General features: G+C 68.0%; 13 protein-coding genes and 1 pseudogene. 6 read left to right on the forward strand and 8 right to left on the reverse strand.

The annotated features are described in order from the left end of the window. Window position 1 precedes the first annotated feature (1 nt). Window positions 2-1,384 carry a hypothetical protein gene (locus D472_RS0116875; protein WP_083903511.1) on the forward strand — a complete coding sequence of 461 codons (1,383 nt, stop codon included), beginning with the start codon at window positions 2-4 and terminating at the stop codon, window positions 1,382-1,384. 20 nt (window positions 1,385-1,404) lie between these two features. Here the strand turns inward: D472_RS0116875 and D472_RS0116880 are convergent, their stop codons facing one another. Both D472_RS0116880 and D472_RS0116885 read right to left on the reverse strand, forming a co-directional pair. Next, a complete protein-coding gene (locus D472_RS0116880) occupies window positions 1,405-2,226 on the reverse strand; it encodes an ABC transporter permease (protein ID WP_017605652.1) in 822 nt (273 codons plus the stop codon). Continuing rightward, window positions 2,223-3,155, reverse strand: coding sequence for an ABC transporter ATP-binding protein (locus D472_RS0116885; protein ID WP_026117783.1), 933 nt, complete (start codon window positions 3,153-3,155; stop codon window positions 2,223-2,225). Before D472_RS0116885 ends, D472_RS0116880 begins: the two co-directional genes overlap by 4 nt. A gap of 696 nt (window positions 3,156-3,851) precedes the next feature. Between D472_RS0116885 and D472_RS0116890 the strand changes: the two genes are divergently transcribed. The 3 genes from D472_RS0116890 to D472_RS0116900 all read left to right on the forward strand — a co-directional run bounded on the left by D472_RS0116890 (window position 3,852) and on the right by D472_RS0116900 (window position 7,836). Beyond that, window positions 3,852-4,424 (forward strand): DUF1707 SHOCT-like domain-containing protein, encoded by a 573-nt coding sequence (locus D472_RS0116890; protein WP_017605654.1) that lies wholly within the window; start codon window positions 3,852-3,854, stop codon window positions 4,422-4,424. Between the two features lie 121 nt (window positions 4,425-4,545). Then, window positions 4,546-5,934 carry a class II fumarate hydratase gene (locus tag D472_RS0116895; protein WP_017605655.1) on the forward strand — a complete coding sequence of 463 codons (1,389 nt, stop codon included), beginning with the start codon at window positions 4,546-4,548 and terminating at the stop codon, window positions 5,932-5,934. Window positions 5,935-6,069: 135 nt separating this feature from the next. After that, on the forward strand, window positions 6,070-7,836 hold the full coding sequence (locus D472_RS0116900; RefSeq protein WP_017605656.1) for a serine/threonine-protein kinase: 1,767 nt from the start codon (window positions 6,070-6,072) through the stop codon (window positions 7,834-7,836). 70 nt (window positions 7,837-7,906) lie between these two features. On the opposite strand, the gene D472_RS0116905 is transcribed toward D472_RS0116900, so the two are convergent. Both D472_RS0116905 and D472_RS25800 read right to left on the reverse strand, forming a co-directional pair. Next, window positions 7,907-8,575 (reverse strand): aggregation-promoting factor C-terminal-like domain-containing protein, encoded by a 669-nt coding sequence (locus D472_RS0116905; RefSeq protein WP_017605657.1) that lies wholly within the window; start codon window positions 8,573-8,575, stop codon window positions 7,907-7,909. A 44-nt stretch (window positions 8,576-8,619) separates the two neighbouring features. Continuing rightward, window positions 8,620-8,922: pseudogene (locus D472_RS25800) on the reverse strand (aggregation-promoting factor C-terminal-like domain-containing protein); the annotation flags it as partial. A gap of 518 nt (window positions 8,923-9,440) precedes the next feature. Here D472_RS25800 and D472_RS0116915 point away from each other — a divergent pair. Beyond that, complete coding sequence (locus D472_RS0116915) at window positions 9,441-12,524, forward strand: DUF2157 domain-containing protein (protein WP_017605659.1); 3,084 nt, start codon at window positions 9,441-9,443, stop codon at window positions 12,522-12,524. A gap of 65 nt (window positions 12,525-12,589) precedes the next feature. On the opposite strand, the gene D472_RS0116920 is transcribed toward D472_RS0116915, so the two are convergent. The 3 genes from D472_RS0116920 to D472_RS0116930 all read right to left on the reverse strand — a co-directional run bounded on the left by D472_RS0116920 (window position 12,590) and on the right by D472_RS0116930 (window position 15,680). Next, window positions 12,590-13,942, reverse strand: a complete 1,353-nt coding sequence (locus D472_RS0116920) for a PhoH family protein (RefSeq protein ID WP_017605660.1) — start codon at window positions 13,940-13,942, stop codon at window positions 12,590-12,592. 270 nt (window positions 13,943-14,212) lie between these two features. Next, on the reverse strand, window positions 14,213-14,974 hold the full coding sequence (locus tag D472_RS0116925) for an isoprenyl transferase (RefSeq protein WP_017605661.1): 762 nt from the start codon (window positions 14,972-14,974) through the stop codon (window positions 14,213-14,215). A gap of 94 nt (window positions 14,975-15,068) precedes the next feature. Continuing rightward, on the reverse strand, window positions 15,069-15,680 hold the full coding sequence (locus D472_RS0116930) for an RNA polymerase sigma factor (RefSeq protein ID WP_017605662.1): 612 nt from the start codon (window positions 15,678-15,680) through the stop codon (window positions 15,069-15,071). Window positions 15,681-15,963: 283 nt separating this feature from the next. Between D472_RS0116930 and D472_RS0116935 the strand changes: the two genes are divergently transcribed. Then, window positions 15,964-17,334: a serine/threonine-protein kinase gene (locus D472_RS0116935; RefSeq protein ID WP_017605663.1), complete on the forward strand. Its 1,371-nt coding sequence runs from the start codon at window positions 15,964-15,966 to the stop codon at window positions 17,332-17,334. A 629-nt stretch (window positions 17,335-17,963) separates the two neighbouring features. Here the strand turns inward: D472_RS0116935 and D472_RS0116940 are convergent. Further along, window positions 17,964-19,254 (reverse strand): thioredoxin domain-containing protein (locus D472_RS0116940; protein ID WP_017605664.1); only part of this gene is annotated, 1,291 nt, incomplete at its 5' end.

The following is a 19,254-nucleotide window of genomic DNA, read 5'->3' on the forward strand; positions in this document are numbered from 1 at the left end:
CATCTCCCTCGCCGGTTTCGGTGGCCCACAGCCCGAATCGGTCCTGCCCGGCAACGCGTTCGCGTTCGGCAAGGTGGACCTGGACATCGACGGATCACAGGCCCTGGACCTGCTGGCCTTCGTCGACAAGCTTCCGGACGAGGTCGGTGACGAGTTCGGTGAGGTGGAGGAGGACGACCCCTCAGGCCCCTTCGCCGAGACGTTCGCCGAGAACTACGACCTGGACCAGGACGAGGTCGAGGAATGGATCGGCCAGAAGGTGGGAGCCGCCGCCTGGAGCACCGACCACCCCGAGTTCTCCGACTCCGACGGTGTGGGTCACGCCATCGCCCTGGCCGTGGAGGACGCGGGCAAGGCCGATGCCCAGTTCCAGGAGATCTCACAGAACCACGACGTCCACCACGAGATGGTCGATGACTTCGTGGTCTTCACCGAGACCTCCGCGGGCATCGAGGACTACAACGACCAGATGTCGACCCACGGGGATCTGGAGAGCGACGACACCTACGGCGGCGATGTGGATTCGGTTCCCGCTGGAAGCATCGCCCTGGCTTGGGCCGACCTCGGCGCGTTGTCGAACCTGGAGGCCGTCGAAGAGGAACTCGCCACCGAGCTCGGCACCTCCACCTCGATGGAGGGCCGAATGACCGCCGCCTTCCGGGTCACCGGCGACTACCTCCAGGCACGCATGGACATGTTCGGTCTTCAGGTCGATGGCACCGACCTGAGCTGGGCCACCGAGGGTTCGCCGGCCGCGCTGGAGGCCATGGGCGGCCTGCCGGAGAACACCTCCGTGGCGTTCGGCGGTAGTGGCTTGGACCAAATGTTGCGCACCGCTTGGGAGGACGAGGACCTGCCCATCCTCGACGCACGGGGGCGGCAGGAGATGGAGTCGTCCCTGGACTCCATCGGCGCCCCGCTGCCCGAGGGCTTCACGTCCCTGCTGGGAACCTCCACCGCCTTCGGTCTGGCCGACCTCGACCTGGGTTCCATGACCAGTACGTACGGTGCCGGAGCGGAGCCGAGCCTGATGTTCCGGGCCGTGGGCGGGGATGAGAGCGCGCTAGGGGAGTTCGTCGACCAGATCGTCGCCTCCCCCTACTCCTCCACGCCCACGCCCACGGTGGGCACCGACGGTGACGCCGTGACGGTCACCAGTGGGAGCCCCGGTGGGGGCGCCCTCGGTGAGGACGAGGTCTTCCAGCAGACGATGGCGGACCTGGACGATTCGGTGATGGCGGCCTTCGTGGACCTGCGACGGATCCTGCCCCGCGACCAGGTCGAGGTCCCCGAGCAATGGGGCGCGGTCGGCCTCGGCATGAGCGTCACCGAGGGTGGCGAGCGGGCCGTGGTCGAGCTGCGTTGGGCCCCCAGCGGGGGCTGAGCGGTGGATGCGTCGCCGGATCAGCCCACCACCCGGCGACGCATCTGGAACGCGGCCAGGTTCCACATCAGGTAGGCGAACCCGGCCAGGATCGCCACGTGCAGCAGGGCCTGGCCGGCTCCCAACCCGCCGAAGACCGAGCCACGGATGAGTTCCACCGCGTGGTAGAGCGGGTTGGCCATGGCCGCGGTCTGCACCCACGTGGGCAGTTCGGTGATCGGGAAGAAGGTGCCGGCCACCAGGAACAGCGGGGTGAACAGGCCGCTGAACACGTAGTCCATGGAGCGCACCGAGGTGATCACCGCGGAGATCCAGATGCCGAAGAGCGCGAAGGCGAACCCGGCGAGGAAGGCGATCAGCGGAACCAGCAGCATGCCCGGTCCTGGTCTCAGGCCGAAGCCGATCGCGACCAGCAGGGGAACGCAGCCGTAGACACCGGAGCGCAGGGCCAGCCACAATGCCTCCCCGGTGACCAGCTCGCGCACGTCGACGGGGGCCGCGAGGATGCCCTCGTACGTGTGCAGGAAGCGGCGTTTGATGAAGGTGTTGATGACGGCGGGCATCATCGACTGGAACATCACCGACACCGCGACGATGCCGGTGCCGAGGAAGTCGATGTAGCTGTAGCCGGCGAGGGTGCCGATGAGGGCTCCCATGCCGAAGCCGAAGCAGAGCAGGTACAGGGTGGGTTCGACGACGGCGGCGAAGGTGGTGGCCCGCCAGGACTGCCCGTAGAGGATCCACTCGCGGGCGACCACGCCCAGAACGGCGTCGGCCTCGAAACGACCGGGGCGGGCGTGGTGTTCGGGACGAGCGTCCTCACGTCGTTGTCTCAGGCTCATTCGACGTTCTCCCCGGTCAGGGTCACGAAGACGTCCTCCAGGTTGGAGGCGCGTCGTTGGGGACGCCCGAGGCGGTCCCGGAGGGACTCGGGAAGTTCCTCGGCGCGCAGGACGGACAGACTGGTTCCGGTACGGCGGGTGGTGAAGCCGTGTTCGTGGACCAGGCGTTCGAGTTCGGCCAGGCCGCCCTCACCCTGGGGTGTGTACTCCTCCACGGTGGTCCCCGCGTACTTGGTGACGAGGTCGACGGGGGTGCCGCGTTCGACGACGCGTCCTTTGGCCATGAGGGCGACCTCGTCGGAGAGGCGTTCGGCCTCTTCGATGTAGTGGGTGGACATCAGGACGGTGACGCCCTCGTCGCGCAGGGCTGAGATGACGCCCCACAGGTCCTGACGTACCTGTGGGTCCAGGCCGACCGTGGGTTCGTCCATGAGGACGAGTTCGGGACGGTGTAGCAGGGCGCGGACGATGAGCAGTCGACGCCGCATTCCACCGGAGAGGTCGTCGACGGGGGTCTCCCCGCGGTCCTCGAGTTGGGCCAGGCGCATGGTGCGTTCGATGGCCTCGCGGCGTCGACGGCGCGGAACCCGATACAGGAACGAGAACATGCGCAGGTTCTGTTCGACGGTGAGTTCCTCGTCGAGGTTGTCGTGCTGGGGGACGACGCCCATGCGGGCTCGGGCCCACTTGGATTCGGTGGGAATGTCGTGCCCGAGGATGCGGATGGCACCCTCGTCGGCGATGGACTGGGCGGTGAGCATCTTCATCGTGGTGGACTTGCCCGCGCCATTGGGCCCGAGCAGCCCGAGAACGACTCCTTGGGGCACCTCGAGTTCGAGGCCGTCGACCGCGGTGAGGGGGCCGAAGCGTTTGACGACGCCTCGCAGTTGGATGGCGGGGACGAGACTTCCCGGGCCCTGTCTGGTCATGGGACCAAAGTAGACAGCCCAGGACCGGATCGCCAACGGTTTTCCTCGGAGTTCCAAGGCCATGTCGGAAAAACCGCGCATGTCCGAAGAAGGGCCTCTACACCCTTTGCGCGCACGGATGTCAGCACACCCGGGAGCACACCAAGAACCACATTAGGGCGCGCCTTTCCATGATGGCTTCAACAACCGAAAAAACTCACCATTGACGGGCCTCCCACCAAAATCCAAGCTCAGAGCCCTTTATCCCGAGAAAAGATCCCTTTCGGAATCAGATCTGCATAGTCACTGATCCCGTCTTTCGGATGGGCCGGAATCATAGACCTCGTACTCATGGGCTGTCCGAAAAATAGTCCCTCCAGCCGGACAGCCGTGTGGATTCGCGATCCATACGGCCCCCATCGGCCCACGAGGCCGGAGGAGGTTCGGACGACTCTCCCACGCCACGCCGTCTTGGTGGCCGCCCCCGTCGCCGGCCCGGCCGCTCCCCCGGCCAACGCCCACGGCACCGGCGGCGACCCCATCAGCCGGATCGCCGCCGGCGCCCCGCACCCGACCCGCGAACGCCGCGCCACCGTCCGGCGAGATCCCGACGAACACCACGCCAGGACATCGGTGCGGCGGCTCCGAACACGGAGGATTCCGTGCCCAGGGTCGCCGTAGGGTGGTGATGTGAGCGAGGACATATCCCCTGCCCGCATGAGGGCCTCCAACAGTGACCGGGAACGGGTCGGTGAGGTACTACGGGCCGCGGTGGCCGATGGCCGACTCGACATGGAGGAGTTCGAGGAACGCATGGTCCGGACCGAGGAGGCCCGGACCCTCGGCGAACTCCCCGAGATCACCGCAGACCTGCTTCCTCCAGACGAACAGCCCATCCGGCTGGACCCCCAACCGATGGTCGGGGCCTTCAGCAGTCTGTCCCGCAAGGGGCGCTGGGTGGCCATGGGCGGCGAGTACGCGGTGGCGGTCGCCGGGCGCGTGGAGGTGGACATGCGCCAGGCCCTACTCCTGCACGGCCACGTCCGGATGACCGTGACCGCGATCGTGGGCCGGGTGGACATCCGAGTACCCGAAGGGGTCGAGGTCCGGGTCCGCGGCTGGTCCTTCCTCGGTCGACGTTCCACCACCGCCCGCCGTAGTCCTCTTTCCGACCCGCCGGTCCTGGAGATCGACGGGTTCTCCCTGATGGGATCGGTGCGCGTACACGCCCCCCGCCGGCGCCGCCTCCTACCCTGGAGCCGAGAGCGCCGTCGCTCCCTCGAAGGGTGATGACCTGCTGCGGCGTCCACATGACGCGTGCGACGTCGTCAAGCCAGGGTGAGGTGCGATGTGTCCTCGGTACGTCTGGCAGGCTTGAGTTCACAGGTTTTCCCAGGAGAGATGGGTTGTCATGAGTGAATACCGGATCGAGCACGACTCGATGGGTGAGGTCAAGGTCCCCGCTGCGGCCAAGTGGCGGGCCCAGACCCAGCGCGCCGTGGAGAACTTCCCGATCTCGGGCCAAGGGCTGGAGAACGCCCACATCGCCGCCCTCGGCCAGATCAAGGCCGCCGCGGCCAAGGTCAACGCCGAACTCGGTGTGATCTCCGACGACCTCGGCAAGGCCATCCGTGAGGCCGCCCTCGAAGTGGCCGACGGCAAGTGGAACGACGAGTTCCCGATCGACGTCTTCCAGACCGGTTCGGGCACCTCCAGCAACATGAACACCAACGAGGTCGTGGCCACCGTCGCCAAGGAACGCAGCGGCCTGGACGTTCACCCCAACGACCACGTCAACGCCTCGCAGTCGTCCAACGACGTGTTCCCCTCCTCCATCCACATCGCCGCCACCTCGGCCGTGCTCAACGAGCTCGTCCCGGCGCTGCGCCACCTCGAAGGCGCCCTCGACCGCAAGGCGAACGAATTCGCGTCCGTGGTCAAGAGCGGCCGCACCCACCTGATGGACGCCACACCGGTCACCCTGGGCCAGGAGTTCGCCGGCTTCGCCGCCCAGGTCCGTTACGGGGTCGAGCGCGTGGAGGCCGTCATGCCGCGTGTGGCCGAGCTGCCCCTGGGCGGCACCGCCGTAGGCACCGGCATCAACACCCCGGAGGGTTTCTCCGCCAAGGTCATCGCCGAGATCGCCGCCAACACCGGTCTTCCGCTGACCGAGGCCCGCGATCACTTCGAGGCCCAGGGTGCCCGTGACGGCCTGGTCGAGCTCTCCGGCCAGCTGCGGACCATCGCCGTGTCCTACTGCAAGATCGCCAACGACATCCGCTGGATGGGTTCGGGGCCGACCACCGGTCTGTCCGAGATCTTCCTGCCCGACCTGCAGCCGGGTTCCTCGATCATGCCGGGCAAGGTCAACCCGGTGCTGTGTGAGGCCATGCTTCAGGTCTCCTCGCAGGTCGTCGGCAATGACGCAGCGGTGGCCTTCGGTGGTGCCTCCGGCAACTTCGAACTCAACGTGCAGCTGCCGATGATCGCGCGCAACGTGCTGGAGTCGATCCGTTTGCTGGCCAACGTCTCCCGGATCTTCGCCGACCGTTGCGTGGACGGTATCGAGGCCAACGAGGAGCAGTGCCGCGTCTACGCGGAGTCCTCCCCCTCCATCGTCACCCCGCTCAACCGGTACATCGGCTACGAGGAGGCCGCCAAGGTCGCCAAGCAGTCGCTGGCGGAGAAGAAGACCATCCGCGAGGTGGTCCTGGAGCGCGGTTACATCGAGGCGGGCAAGCTCACCGAGGAACAGCTCGACGCCGCCCTCGACGTCCTGAAGATGACCAACTCTCGGTAGGTCGTGACCGAAAGGTCTCGGGGCACCTCGTGTTCGCGGGGTGCCCCTCGTGCGCAGGAACCTTTCCCCCTCGGGGCACGTCGGACATCCTTGTCAGACCACCCCTTCTTCCGGCCCGTTTCGAGAGGGCGACAGATGTCGAGTAACAGCGAACGCCCCATCGCCGACCGTTACGTGCTGCGTCGTGAGCTCGGACGCGGCGGCATGGGCATTGTGTGGGAGGCCCACGACACCGCCCTTGACCGCGTCGTGGCGATCAAGCAGGTGCTGCTTCCCGGTCACTTCACCGACGCCGAACGTGAGGACGCGCACGCTCGGGTACGTCGGGAGGCCCGGTCCGCGGCGCGGATCTCCCACCCCACGGTCATCACCATCCACGACGTCTTCGAGTACGAGCACGACCCGTGGGTGGTGATGGAGCTCGTCGAGGGCGGATCGTTGCAGGACCTGCTGTCCCGGGAGGGCGCCCTGCCCCCGGAGCGGGTCGCCGACATCGCCGAATCGCTGCTCCAAGCGGTGCGGGCGGCGGACCAGGCCGGGGTCCTGCACCGCGACATCAAGCCCGGGAACATCATGATGTCCTCGGACGGACGGGTCATTCTCACCGACTTCGGCATCGCCACGATGGAGGACGGTCCCAGTATCACCCGAACGGGCGCGCTGATCGGCTCCCCCGAGTACATGCCACCGGAACGGTTGGAGGGCGGGCCGGCCGAGCATCGGGGCGACCTGTGGAGCATCGGGGTGACCCTGTACGCGGCTGTGGAGGGCACGTCTCCGTTCCGACGCGACTCCATCACCGCCGCGATCGCCGCGGTGATCTCCTCGCAGTTGCCGCCGATGACACGGGCCGGATGGTTGGAACCGGTGATCACGGGGTTGTTGGAGCGCGATCCGGATCGCCGGCTCACCGTGGACCAGGCCTTGGAACTCCTGGAGCGGTGCCGCCCCGGTTCAGGGCCGGTGGGCGGTGCCATGGCGGCGGGCGGGTTCGTGCCCAGTGGTCCACAGGAGCCGATCCACGAGGCCTACGGCGCCGCTGCGCCGCCACGACCCCATCCGCCGTACCAACCGAGCGGTCCACGGACTCCGCACCCGGAGGCCTACTCACACGGCGGCGGCTACTACGGTCAGGGGGCCTATCCGAGCCCGGCGGAGGCGTACGGAGAACCGGTGGCTCCCCGTCCTCGTGCGCGCAGGGGACCGGTGATCGCTCTGTTCGCCGCCGCCGCGGCACTGCTGCTGGTGGCCGGGATCGTGGTGGCAGTGGCGATGCGCGGTGATGGTTCCTCCGCCGTCGCGGACGGCGGCGACGGCTCTGGCTCCGAATCGCGGCAGGAGGAGGCCCAGGGCGGCGATGGGCAAGAGGGCGAGGTCCTGGTCGAGGGGAGCGTCCCCGAATACGACGAGGACGAGCTACGACCCTACGACTCCGAGTGGTTCACGATCTCCTATCCGGGAGGGTGGACGGTCACCAACGAGGCGCTCGAGAACTCGTACGCGTCGTTCGTGGCCCCGGGTATGGAGCACCAGCTCACGGTGGACGGTTGGGAGGAGACCGACTTCACCGGCACCAGCGCGGAGTTCCTGGAGCAGACTCGGGGCGGCACCGACATCGACGGGGACGAGACCACTGGCTACCAGGTCCGCGACACCGAGGACTTCGATCGGGACGACTTCGAGGGCGGCCTGTCCGGGTTGGACGTGGCCTTGGTCGAGGCGGACCTGGTGAACAGCACGTGGGACCATCCCGAACGCCGATTCTGGGCGTACGCCGTCGTCCTGGAGGAAGGCGACCACCGGGTGTTCTACCTGGTCACGGTGAACGTGCCCCGGGAGCAAGCGGACGACTTCGATGAGATCCACGAGGACGTCATCGAGACCTTCACCCCGCTGCGGTAGCCAAGGGTCCGAACAGGACGGCCCCGCACGGAAGAGTTCTTCCGTGCGGGGCCGTCGTGTTCGTGGTGGCTCAGTACCAGCCGACGGACTGCGAGTGGGCCCAAGCCGCGCAGGGCGTGCCGTAACGGCCCTTGATGTAGTCGATGCCCCAGGCGATCTGGGTGGCGGGGTTGGTCCGCCAGTCATCACCATGAGTGGCCATCTTGCTTCCGGGCAACGACTGCGGAATACCGTACGCACCGGAACTCGGATTCTCCGCGTACGGGTTCCAGTTGCTCTCCTTCTCCCACAGCGGCTCCAGGCAACCGTGGAACTGATCGGCGCCCCAGCCGTTGTCGGTCACCATCTGAAGAGCGATCCCCTTGGGGTCCCCCGAGTACTCGGGCGGCACCTCCTCCTCTTCTTCCTCCTCCTCTTCTTCCTCCTGGATCGCGGAGCCGGTGGCGGAGGTGCTGAGCACCCTGTTGCCCTGAGCCGTCTCACGCTGTTCCTGGGCCTGGGTACGCCGAGCCTGGAGTTCGTCCTCGGTCAACGGCTCGGAGGCGGCGAAGAAGTCGTCGTCGCCCTCGGGTTCTGTATCGGTCGCGGGTTCCTCGGACTCGGGGACGACGGCACTGGCGGCCACCTCCGGGTCCGGGCCGTCGTCCGCGAAGGCGGAGACGGCGAAGGTCGCACCGGCGACCAGGGTCGCCGCACCGACCGCCGCGGTACTGCGCAGCGACATTCGGTTGAGTAGCACGATTGCCTTTCCCAAAAAGGGGGTTTAGGGCAGGGAAAAACCTATTAATACCAGTTGTTGGCCTGTGAGTGGGCCCAGGCCCCACACGGATCGCCGCAACGGCCCTTGACGTAGTCGATGCCCCAGGCGATCCGGGTGGCGGGGTCGGTCCGCCAGTCATCACCATGAGTGGCCATCTTGCTTCCGGGCAACGACTGCGGAGCACCGTACGCACTGGAACTCGGATTCTCCGCGTACGGGTTCCAGTTGCTCTCCTTCTCCCACAGCGGCTCCAGGCGACCGTGGAACCGATCGGCGCCCCAGCCCTCGTCGGTCACCATCTGAAGAGCGATCCCCTCGGCCGCACCGAAGGACACCGAGCCACCATCGGAGGAAGCGGCCTCGACGGCGGCGGTGAGCATGCCGCCCGTGGCCGGCGCCGTGGCACCCACCGCGCTCATCTGACACATGGAAATGCGGTCGAGCAGCAAGATCACCCTTTCTCGTCGACGCACACGCGCCTGGACGAGAGCGCGCGTGGTGTGGGGCCGCCATCGGACCGGGTGGCCCCGTGGACCCGCCACGGAGGGGACGGCTGCGCCGTTCGACCGACCAGGGGTGGGGCTCCCACACGGGAGGGGGATGCTCGATGCGGCGCATTCAGACTGCATCATCGTCACGGTAAAGTAACGTCGGTTTTACCGTGTCATGGCTCACATCACGGAATGTGCCTGGGACGCCCGGGTTCGACCTGCGTTTCGACACGAAGGGTGAAGGGGCGGCCAAGTCCGAACAAGGGTGTGGCGTTCTCCTCCCGGGCCACTCATGGACGACCTGAGTATCCGTACCGATGTGTCCCGGCCGGCTTCACAGGAGCATGAGGCACATGAACGTCGAAGGAATCCCTCGGCAGCCCGGGACATCGCACACCTGCCCCGACTGCGGCACCGGGCTGAACGCCTCGGCGAGCGTGTGCCCACGTTGCGGTCTGAGCCTGGTCGGGCCGACCGCGCAACGCCTGTGGTGGATCGACGCCGAACTGGCCTCGTTGGACCGAAGAAGACGCGCACTACTCAACGAAAGATCCGGTGTGCTGGCCAGGCTGCGCTGGGAGTCCACCCCCGACAGGGCCGAGGCCACGGCACCGGTGTCACCCTCGGCACGGCCCACGGCGTCTTCGCCTCTTCCCACCGCCAAGCGCGAGATGAGCCGCCATTCGGCCCAGAACGTGATCCTCGGTCTGGGCGCCCTCCTCGTCGGTATCGCCGCGCTCGTCTTCGCCGTGTGGAACTGGAGCGACATGAGCACCGGTACCCGCGCCACCGTGCTCGGTCTCACCACCGCGACCTTCGGCCTCATGGCCCTGCCCCTGTATCGGCGCGGGCTGCACGCCACCGCTGAGAGCTTCGGTGTGCTGGCCACCGTCCTACTGTGCGTCGACGCGCTGGCCCTGTGGATCCTCAGCCCGCACCTGACCAACGGTCCGGGATACGCCGCGGCCTCCCTCTCGGTGATCAGCGCGCTCTTGACCCTCTACCCGCACCTGGTTCCGCTGCGGACACCGAGGATCCTGGCGACCGTGCTGGTCCAGCCGATTCCGCTGCTACTGGTGGCCGCCCTGCCCTTCGGCGGGCACCCCGCCTGGCTGCTCACCACTTTGGCCGCCACCGGGCTCGCCGGTACCGTCGTCGTGCGTCTCATCGGCGCTCCACGTCCGTTGGTCCCGGTCAGGACCCTGCACGGCGCCGCCGTCACCACGTGGGTGTGCGCTCTGGTCCCCACCGTGCTGCTGCTGTCCTCGGGTGACCCCACCATGCCTGCGTCACGTTGGTGGGCCCTGGCCACCACGCTGCTGGTGTGCGGGGCGACCGGTCTTCTGATGGCCCGCCGACCGGGCCGTGACCCCGAGGTCCCGTCCGGATACTCCCTGACGGGCCTGGGCACCCTGGCCCTGATGCCCTTGGCCGCCGGACCCGCGAACCTGCCCGTGCTGCCCCGTCTGACGATGGCGCCTTGGATCCTGCCCCCCAGCGACATGACCACCCCCACCGTGGAACTGCTCGGGCTGGGCGGTCCCGCCCTCCTACCTCCGCTGAACCTCGTTCATTCGGCCGCGATCGTGGTCGCCGCCGCGGTGGCCCTGGGCACGGTCGCGCTACTGCGCCGCCGTGCTCTGGTGGCCACCGCCGTGCTCCTGACCCCCACCACCCTCCTCGCTCCTCCCCTACTGCTCGGGTCGCCTCACGCGATCACCCTGGTGTGGGCGCTGGTGCTCGGTGGTGCCTTGGTCCTGAGTTCGGCCGTGATGCCGCACCGGTTGAACACATTGCCGGTGTTCGTCGGTTTCCTCACCCTGGTGGTGGGGGTGGTCTGGGCGCTGCCCGAGCGGTACGCCACCCTGACCGCTCTGCTGCTCCTCACGGTGACGGCCCTGGTCGCCTCCGCCGGAGCCCACCGGTTCGCCGAACGTGGACGCCCCCTCGAATCAGGTGGGCGAGCCGCCGCCCTGTACATGGGTTCGGTCCTGGCGTGGAGTACGGCCCTGGCGACGGGGGCGCTCTACCTGTTCGGCAACGGCGGCGCCGGCCCTGAGACGGCCCAATGGTGGATGTTCACCGGAGTCGTGGTCCTGGCCGGGGCGACCGCGCTGTCCTTGGCCCGCGTGCGCACCGGCACCGATCTGCGTGTGCCCTTCGCCGTGGTCGGTGTGTCCCTGCTGCCGGTCGCACCACTGCCGGCCTTGGGCGCCTACGTCCCTTCCGAGGATCCCGTCTCCAGCACGCTGTCGGCGTTCGGCGTACCGATCGTCGGTGTCCTGGTCACCATCGTGGTGGTACTGCTCCAACGCCGGCTGGCCGTGGTGGGGACGGCGCTGATCGCCCCGCCGGCCCTGCTCCCGCTCCCCCTCCTACTCGGAGCTCCCTCCACGGTGGCGATCGTGTGGACCGTGCTGGTGGGTACGGCGCTGTTGGTCGGCGCGGCCCTGGCACGCGGTCTCGGTGGCGCCTGGACGGCGTGGTCGATGGGGATGGCCACCCTCACGCTCGCCTTCGGTTGGGCCCTACAGGATCGGTACACCACCGTGGGGGTCCTGGTCGCGGTGGCCGCCGCCACCTCCGTGACCGCCGCTGTGGCCCGCACCCGATCGATCATGGTGGCCTCGACGGCGACCGCGACCTTCGGCACCGGGACGTTCGCCCTCGCCCTGCTCCTCGCGTTGTGGGTACCGGTCGAATACGCGGCCTTCGGACCGCTGGTGGTGGTCGCCGGGGTGGCGATCGGAGCCCCACGCCTGCGGTCGCCCCTGTTGGAGGCCACCGAGATCCCGGCCACCCTGTGGGCGGTGTCCGCCCCGCTCATCACCATGGTGGCCGGCTCCCGACCGGAGTCGACGGCGGTCGCCCTGGCCGTGGTGGGCGTGATCGCGCTGGCGAGCGCCGTACGCCCGGGCCGGTGGTGGGCGGCGGTGGTCGGCGGCCTGCTGATGTTCTGTGCGCTGTGGACCGTGCTGGCGGCCTGGAAGGTCACCGTCCCCGAGGCGTACACGGTGCCGCCCGCGATCGCCTTCCTGGTGATCGGCTGGGAATGGACACGTCGGGCTCCGGTGGCGCCTTCGAGTTGGCTCTCCTACGCCGGTGGGCTGATGCTGCTGCTGGGCCCGACGGTGTGGCTGACCCTGCTGGAACAGGATCTGGGGTGGCGAATGCCGGTCTCCCTCGTGGTGGGTGTGGCCACGGTCGTCTGGGGGCTGCGTTCCCGACTCCAGGCCCCACTGGTCCTGGGTGGCGCGGCCCTACTGGTGATGTCGATGCGCGCCTTCGGCCCGCCCCTGTGGGACCTGGCGCTGCTGCTGCCCAACTGGGTGCCGTTCGCGGTGGTCGGTCTGCTCCTGTTGTTCGTGGGAGCGCGCTATGAGGCCGGCCTGGCCCGACTTCGCGGAGTCGGCCGCTACGTGAGCGGCCTTCGATAGAGGATCCCTGCGCCGGCCAGAGCGTGGCGGGCCCCTCCGTGGGAGCGCGGCGGGGCCCACACGGGTCAGTTCTCCAGCATCTCGGTGACCAGGGCGGCGATCGGGGAACGCTCGGACCTGGTCAGGGTGACGTGCGCGAACAGGGGATGTCCCTTGAGTTTCTCGATGACGGCGACCACACCGTCATGGCGGCCCACCCGCAGGTTGTCGCGTTGGGCGATGTCGTGGGTGAGGACCACCCGTGAGTTCTCACCCAGCCGGGAGAGCACCGTCAACAGAACGCCACGCTCCAGGGACTGGGCCTCGTCCACGATCACGAACGCGTCGTGCAGCGACCGGCCACGGATGTGGGTGAGCGGCAGGACCTCCAGCATTCCCCGATCCACGATCTCCTCGATGACGTCCTCGCCGGTCACCGCGGACAGGGTGTCGTGCACCGCTTGGCCCCAGGGGTTCATCTTGTCGTTCTCGGTCCCGGGCAGGTATCCCAGTTCCTGACCACCCACCGCGTACAGCGGACGGAAGACCATCACCTTGCGGTGTTGTCCACGTTCCAGCACGGCCTCCAGCCCGGCGCACAGCGCCAGTGCCGACTTACCCGTACCGGCCCGGCCCCCGAGGGAGACGATGCCGACATCGGGATCGCTGAGCAGGTCGAGGGCGACCCGCTGTTCGGCGCTGCGTCCCTTGAGGCCGAACACGTCCCGATCGCCACGCACCACCTTCACCGACTTGTCCGCCTGGACCCGACCCAACGCCCGTCCCTGTTCGGAGACCAGGACCAGGCCGGTGTGGCAGGGCAGGTCCCGGGCCTCTTCGATCTCGCTCTCCCCGAAGGAGAACAACTCCTGGATGTTCTGGGCGGGCACGTCCAACTCCGCCATCCCGGTCCATCCGTGCTCGATGGCGAGTTCGGCCCGGTACTCGTCGGCCGTCAGACCGATCGAGGAGGCCTTGATCCGCATCGGCAGGTCCTTGCTCACCAGGACCACGTCGCCCTCGCCCCCGTTCTCCTCCTGGAGGTTGCGAGCCACCGTCAGGATCCGGGTGTCGTTGTCACCGAGCCGGAAGCCCGCCGGAAGGATCGTCGGATCGCTGTGGTTGAGCTCCACCCGGAGGGTGCCACCGTAGTCGTTCACCGGTACGGCGACGTCCAGACGGCCGTGGACGACCCTCAGGTCGTCCAAGCGGCGCAGCGCGTTACGGGCGAAGTACCCGAGTTCCGGATGGTGACGCTTGCTCTCCAGTTCGGTGATCACCACCACGGGGATGACGACCTCGTGCTCGGCGAACCGGGTCATGGCCAGCGGATCGGCGAGCAGGACGCTGGTGTCGAGCACGTAGACGCGCTTGTCCTCCAGCACCTCAAAGGTCGCGGAGGATTGGATGTCACGGTGATCGGTCGAGGAACTAGCCACTCGTTCTCCCCTTGGGCACCGCGAAGGCGCCCTGAAGTCACGGGATCATGGAGGACCGGGACCGGGCCCACGAGGGCCGGGTCCGGCCCTCCTCGTCGACGTCCCGCCGAGGCGGAGAGGATCAATGAGTCGGGGCCTCCCGTACGGATGGGCGAACGCCATCCGCTGTCATCGACGCTACGCGCCCCAGAGCCCGTTTTCCAGAGCCCGAACCGGCATGCCCGTGAACTCCGCGTTACGGGATGGTGGGGGAAGCTGGAGGAAGAGGGTTCAGGAACCGAAGCGCCGATTGCGCGCACCATAGGAGCGCAGTGCGCGCAGGAAGTCCACCCTGCGGAAGGCAGGCCAAAAGACCTCACAAAAGTAGAACTCCGAGTGCACGCTCTGCCACAGCATGAAACCCGAGAGCCGCTGTTCGCCCGAGGTACGGATGAGCAGGTCGGGGTCGGGTTGTCCGCGCGTGTAGAGATGCCGAGCGATGTCCTCGATGTCCAGGCGCTCTGCCAGCTCCTGGATCTCGGTGCCCTTGGCCGCCTCCTCGTGGAGGAGGGACCGAACCGCGTCGGCGATCTCACGTCTACCCCCATACCCGACGGCGACGTTGACAACCAGACCCGGGTTACCGGATGTGGCCTCTTCCGCCTCTTTCAGGGCACGGGCGGTCGAATCAGGTAGCACGTCGAGGGCCCCGACAGGCCGGGTGTTCCAACCCTCCTCCCTCAACCGGGCGATGGTCTGCTCGATGATGCGCACCAGGGGACCGAGTTCGGTCTCGTCACGGCTGAGGTTGTCCGTGGAGAGCATCCACAGGGTGACGACCTGCACACCGACCTCGTTGCACCAGCGGAGCAGCTCGAAGATCTTGTTCGCTCCGGCCTGGTGGCCTTGCTCGGCGCCCGCAAGACCACTGCTCTTGGCCCAACGCCGGTTGCCGTCCATGGCGACACCGACGTGCCGGGGGATCTCCTGACTCGTCAGACGGCGTTCCAGCCGCCGTTCGTAGAGCCAGTACAGGGGGTCACGGAGCCCCATGGGCGAAACCTCTCAGAGCTGGGTCGAAAGAAGGCGCGCGCCGGTAACGGACGTGCCGACGAGAATGACGTCCAGGTTAGTTCGCCTGGAGGCTCTACGTCACCGCCAACGACTTTCGCACGTGCTTGCGGCCTTGGTGGATACGCGACTTGACCGTGCCCAGTGCCAGATCGAGTTCGGAGGCGATCTCGTTGTAGTCCATCTGGCACAGGTCGCGCAGGACCAGTGGCGCCACCAGGTTCGGGCGCTCCTTCTCCAGTTGGTCCAAGGCCTCCAGCAGGTCGATCCGCGAACCGGCGATCACACTGGTGGTGCGGGGATCACGCTGATGCGGCATGCGCTCGGCCTCGGTGGGGAACTCGGCGGAGCGACGCTTCATGGAACGGTAGGTCTGTCGGGCGGAGTTGGACACGACGGTGTAGAGCCACGTGGTGAACAGCGAGTCGCCCTTGAAGCTGTCGATCTTGCGGGCCACCCGCAGGAGCGCGTCCTGACAGGCTTCCTCGGCGTCCTGGCGGTAGGGCAGGAATCGGGCACAGCGACGCAGCACCTCGGGCTGGATCCGGCGCAACAGGTCGTCCAGGGCGACGGCGTCGCCATCCCTGGCCCGTCGCGCGAGCTCCTCCAGTTCCTCGTCGACGTTGCTCGCCACCCGACGGCGGGGGGCGGGTTTCTCCTCATGGTCCGAATGATCACTACTGCGCATGGTGAGTCTCTTCCTGGCTTACGGCGGACATCCGCCCCGAGAGGGCCATACGTCGGTTGGACGTCCACGAACCCCGTTCGGCTCCGTTGCTTCACATGCTTCACATGCCGACTCCGGTATTTCACGAAGTGGGAGAACCCGAAGGGGTTCCTCCAGTTTCCATGCCCCGAGGGCGTCGGCGCTACCCGAGAAGGGGATCATATCCGCGGAAGCCATCGCCAAGGAGCAGATGGTGTATTAGTGGGCAACGAACGCGTATCGACCCCTACAAACCGAGGCGGAAATGAGCCAACCGGAGGCCTTCGGACGTTACCGCGTCATTCGGCGCCTGGGATCCGGTTCGTTCGCCACCGTTTGGCTGGCCCAGGACGACCTGCTGAACTACCCGGTGGCCATCAAAGTGCTGGCCGAGAACTGGGCGCACCAAATGGACATCCAGCACAGGTTCCTGGAGGAGGCACGTATCCTTCGCCAGACCGACTCCACCTGGCTGGTGGCCGTTCACGACGTCGACGTACTCCCCGACGGTCGGCCCTACATGGTCATGACCTATGCGGACCAAGGCAGTGTCGCCGACCTCATCCGCCGAGGTCAACTCCCCCTGGACGAGGCACTGCGGTTATTGACCGAAATCGGCCAGGGCATCACGGTGCTGCACAACCACGGCACCATCCACCGCGATATCAAACCGTCCAATGTCCTTTTGCAGTCCTCCCCCGTCGGCCAGCGGGTGCTCGTCGCCGACCTGGGCTTCGCCAAGGCCATCGACGAGGCCTCAGGATTCACCGCCGCCGCGGGTACCCCCGGCTACATGTCCCCCGAGCAGAGCACGCCCGGCGGTGACCTGGACGTGCGTTCGGACGTGTACTCGCTCGGCGCGGTCGCCTACGAACTCATCACCGGACAGCCGCCCTCACGACCCCCGGTCCGCACCGCACCTGGCCGGATCCGGCCAGGTTTGCCACCGGCACTCGACGAACTGATCCTCTCTGCCTTGTCGGTGGACCGGGAGAGCCGACCCGCGGACGCCAAGACCTTCACCGACCGGGTCAGGGCGATCCGTATGTCGCCCCACCTGCCCGAGCCCGCTCCCTGGTGGTCCCGCTATCGCATGCCCTGGCGACGGGCCGGCGCCCTGGCCACCGTGTGCGGGCTGCTCGTCGTGGGGGTCACCGCCTCCCTCGGCACTCCCGGAACGTCCCTGACCACGATCCGCAGCGCTACTCAGGAAGTGCGGTTGGACGTACCCTCGGAGTGGGCCCGGGAGTTCCACGTCGGCCTCCAAGCGCGTCCGGCCGCGATCGACGCCGGGGCCGGTCCCGGCCTGCTCGCCGCGACCGACGCCGAGGACTGGCACTCCACCGACGTGGCCTCCTACGGTGTGTACGCCACGGTGCTGCCAGGATCACAGAGGCTGGACAAGGTCGCCGACACCGATCCCTGCGCGGGTCGTCCCGAGGAGCGCTCGGTCCACACCGACGAGTGGGAGGGCACGCTCTGGGAGTGGCCCGAGTGCAACGACAGCGGGACCTTCACGTCCGTCGCGGTGCACCCTCCGGACACTCCCAGAACCGTCTACATGGAGATCCGCCAACCCGACTACCGGCCGGATGTCGTGGACACCATCATCGACAACGTCCGGCTCGGCCCATGATCACTCCCGGACACAGCGTCATCGGCGTCCCTTGACGACGGTGGTGACCGGCGACAGTGGTGGGGGTGAGGGGCAGGCCACCGCCCAAGGACCCGACCCCCTCGGGTACCCCACACCCGAAAACACGGTTACGCGCCACCCGCAACACCGACAAGAAGTCGATCTTGCCCCCAGGGGCGCGGAAAGCGTTTTCCGTGCCCCTGGGGGCAAGATCACGAACGAACCAGGCCCGAATCAGGGCCGCCGGACCGGTGGGCCTTCCCCCACCCCGGTCCAAAACCTGGTCCGGGCACTTCGTTGCTCCGCCGACGCCCACGGGGACGCGCGCAGCGAAAACGGCCACCATCACGCGGCGGGAAACGGGGACGCCACCCCAAGCCGCCCAACCAGCACCACCCCGCCCCACCTTCGGCGCTCCACCTCGGCCCCAAGCCGCCCAACCAGCACCACCATGTCTTACCTGGCGCGCTCCCACCCCACCCGCCCGATCAGCACAGCCCGCACCCCCGCCTCCAGCGCCCCCGCAGACACCCCAGGCTCCCGCACCCTTTTCACACCCGCGCCCACGGAAACATCGGGCACCCAGGAATCGGGCACCGCCTCTCGTCGCCGACCACGGCGGAGGGTTCTCAGGCGAGTTGTGCGAGCAGGTCCTCGACCGTGGTGACGGGGAGTTTGCAGGTGAAGCCCTCGCACACATAGGCGGTGGCCTTACCCTCGATCGTGGTCCGGTGTTCCAGTAGTGGCACCCCTCCACTGTCACGGCCGTCCCCTCGGGTCAACACGGTGCCGAGCGGCGCCCAGCGCAACACCGTGCGCACCATCTCCTCCACCTTCGGGTCTCCCGGTTCACCCACCACCGCGACCGCACGCGGACCCGTGAGCAGGGCCTCCCCCGTGGCCAACCCCCACCCGGCGAAGCGGGGTGCCTTCTCCGCCAACAGCGGTACCACCGAAAGCGCGCCCTCGGCGGCCTCACGATGGCGTTGGGAACCGGTGAGCGCCGCGTAGGTGAGCAACGCGGACGCGGCGGCGAAACGACCCGAGGGAGTGGCGTTGTCCGTGGGGTCCTGAGGACGGCTGAAGAGCTTCTCTGCGTCATCGGCGGTGTCGAAGAACCCGCCCTCGCCGTCACCGAAATGGTCCAGGACGGTGTCCAGCAATCCACCGGCCTCCCGTACGTATCGGGACTCACCGGTGACACCGTGCAGGGCGAGCAGGCCCTCGGCCATGTTCGCGTAGTCCTCCAAGATCCCCGCGCTGGGACCAGGGCGACCGTCGCGTGAGGTGCGCACCAGGCGACCGTAACGCAGGTGGACGTCCAGAACCAGGTCGGCGGCCTCACGGGCGGCGGTGATCCATCCCGGGCGCCCGAGCAGCACCCCTGCCTCGGCCAAGGCGGCGATGGCCAGCCCGTTCCAGGAGGCGATGACCTTGTCATCACGGGCCGGTGGCACCCGGTCGGCCCGATCGGTGAGCAAGGTGGCACGCACCCGGTCGTAGCGGTCGAGGTCCTCGGGGTCGGTGCGCAGCCGAAGCACGGACGTACCACGTTCGAAGGTGCCCTCCTCGGTCACCCCGAACAGCGCCGCGGCCCAGGCTCCGTCTTCCTCACCCAGGACCTCTCGCAATCGGGCGGGCGTCCACACGTAGTAGGTGCCCTCCTCACCCTCACTGTCGGCGTCCAGGGCCGAGGCGAAACCACCCTCGGGGGTGCGCAGGTCGCGCAACATCCACTCCCCGGTCTCCTGCGCCGCGCGCAGCAGCAGCGCCCGGTCGGAGTCCCCACCCGTGTCGGCGTCAGCGGGCCGGCGACTCAGCCGGGTGTAGGCACGCAACAGCAGGGCGTTGTCGTACAGCATCTTCTCGAAGTGCGGCACCACCCAGCCCCGATCCACGGAGTAGCGGGCGAAGCCCCCC

Origin of the sequence: Nocardiopsis alkaliphila YIM 80379, from assembly GCF_000341005.1 — a bacterium.
GTDB lineage: Bacteria > Actinomycetota > Actinomycetes > Streptosporangiales > Streptosporangiaceae > Nocardiopsis > Nocardiopsis alkaliphila.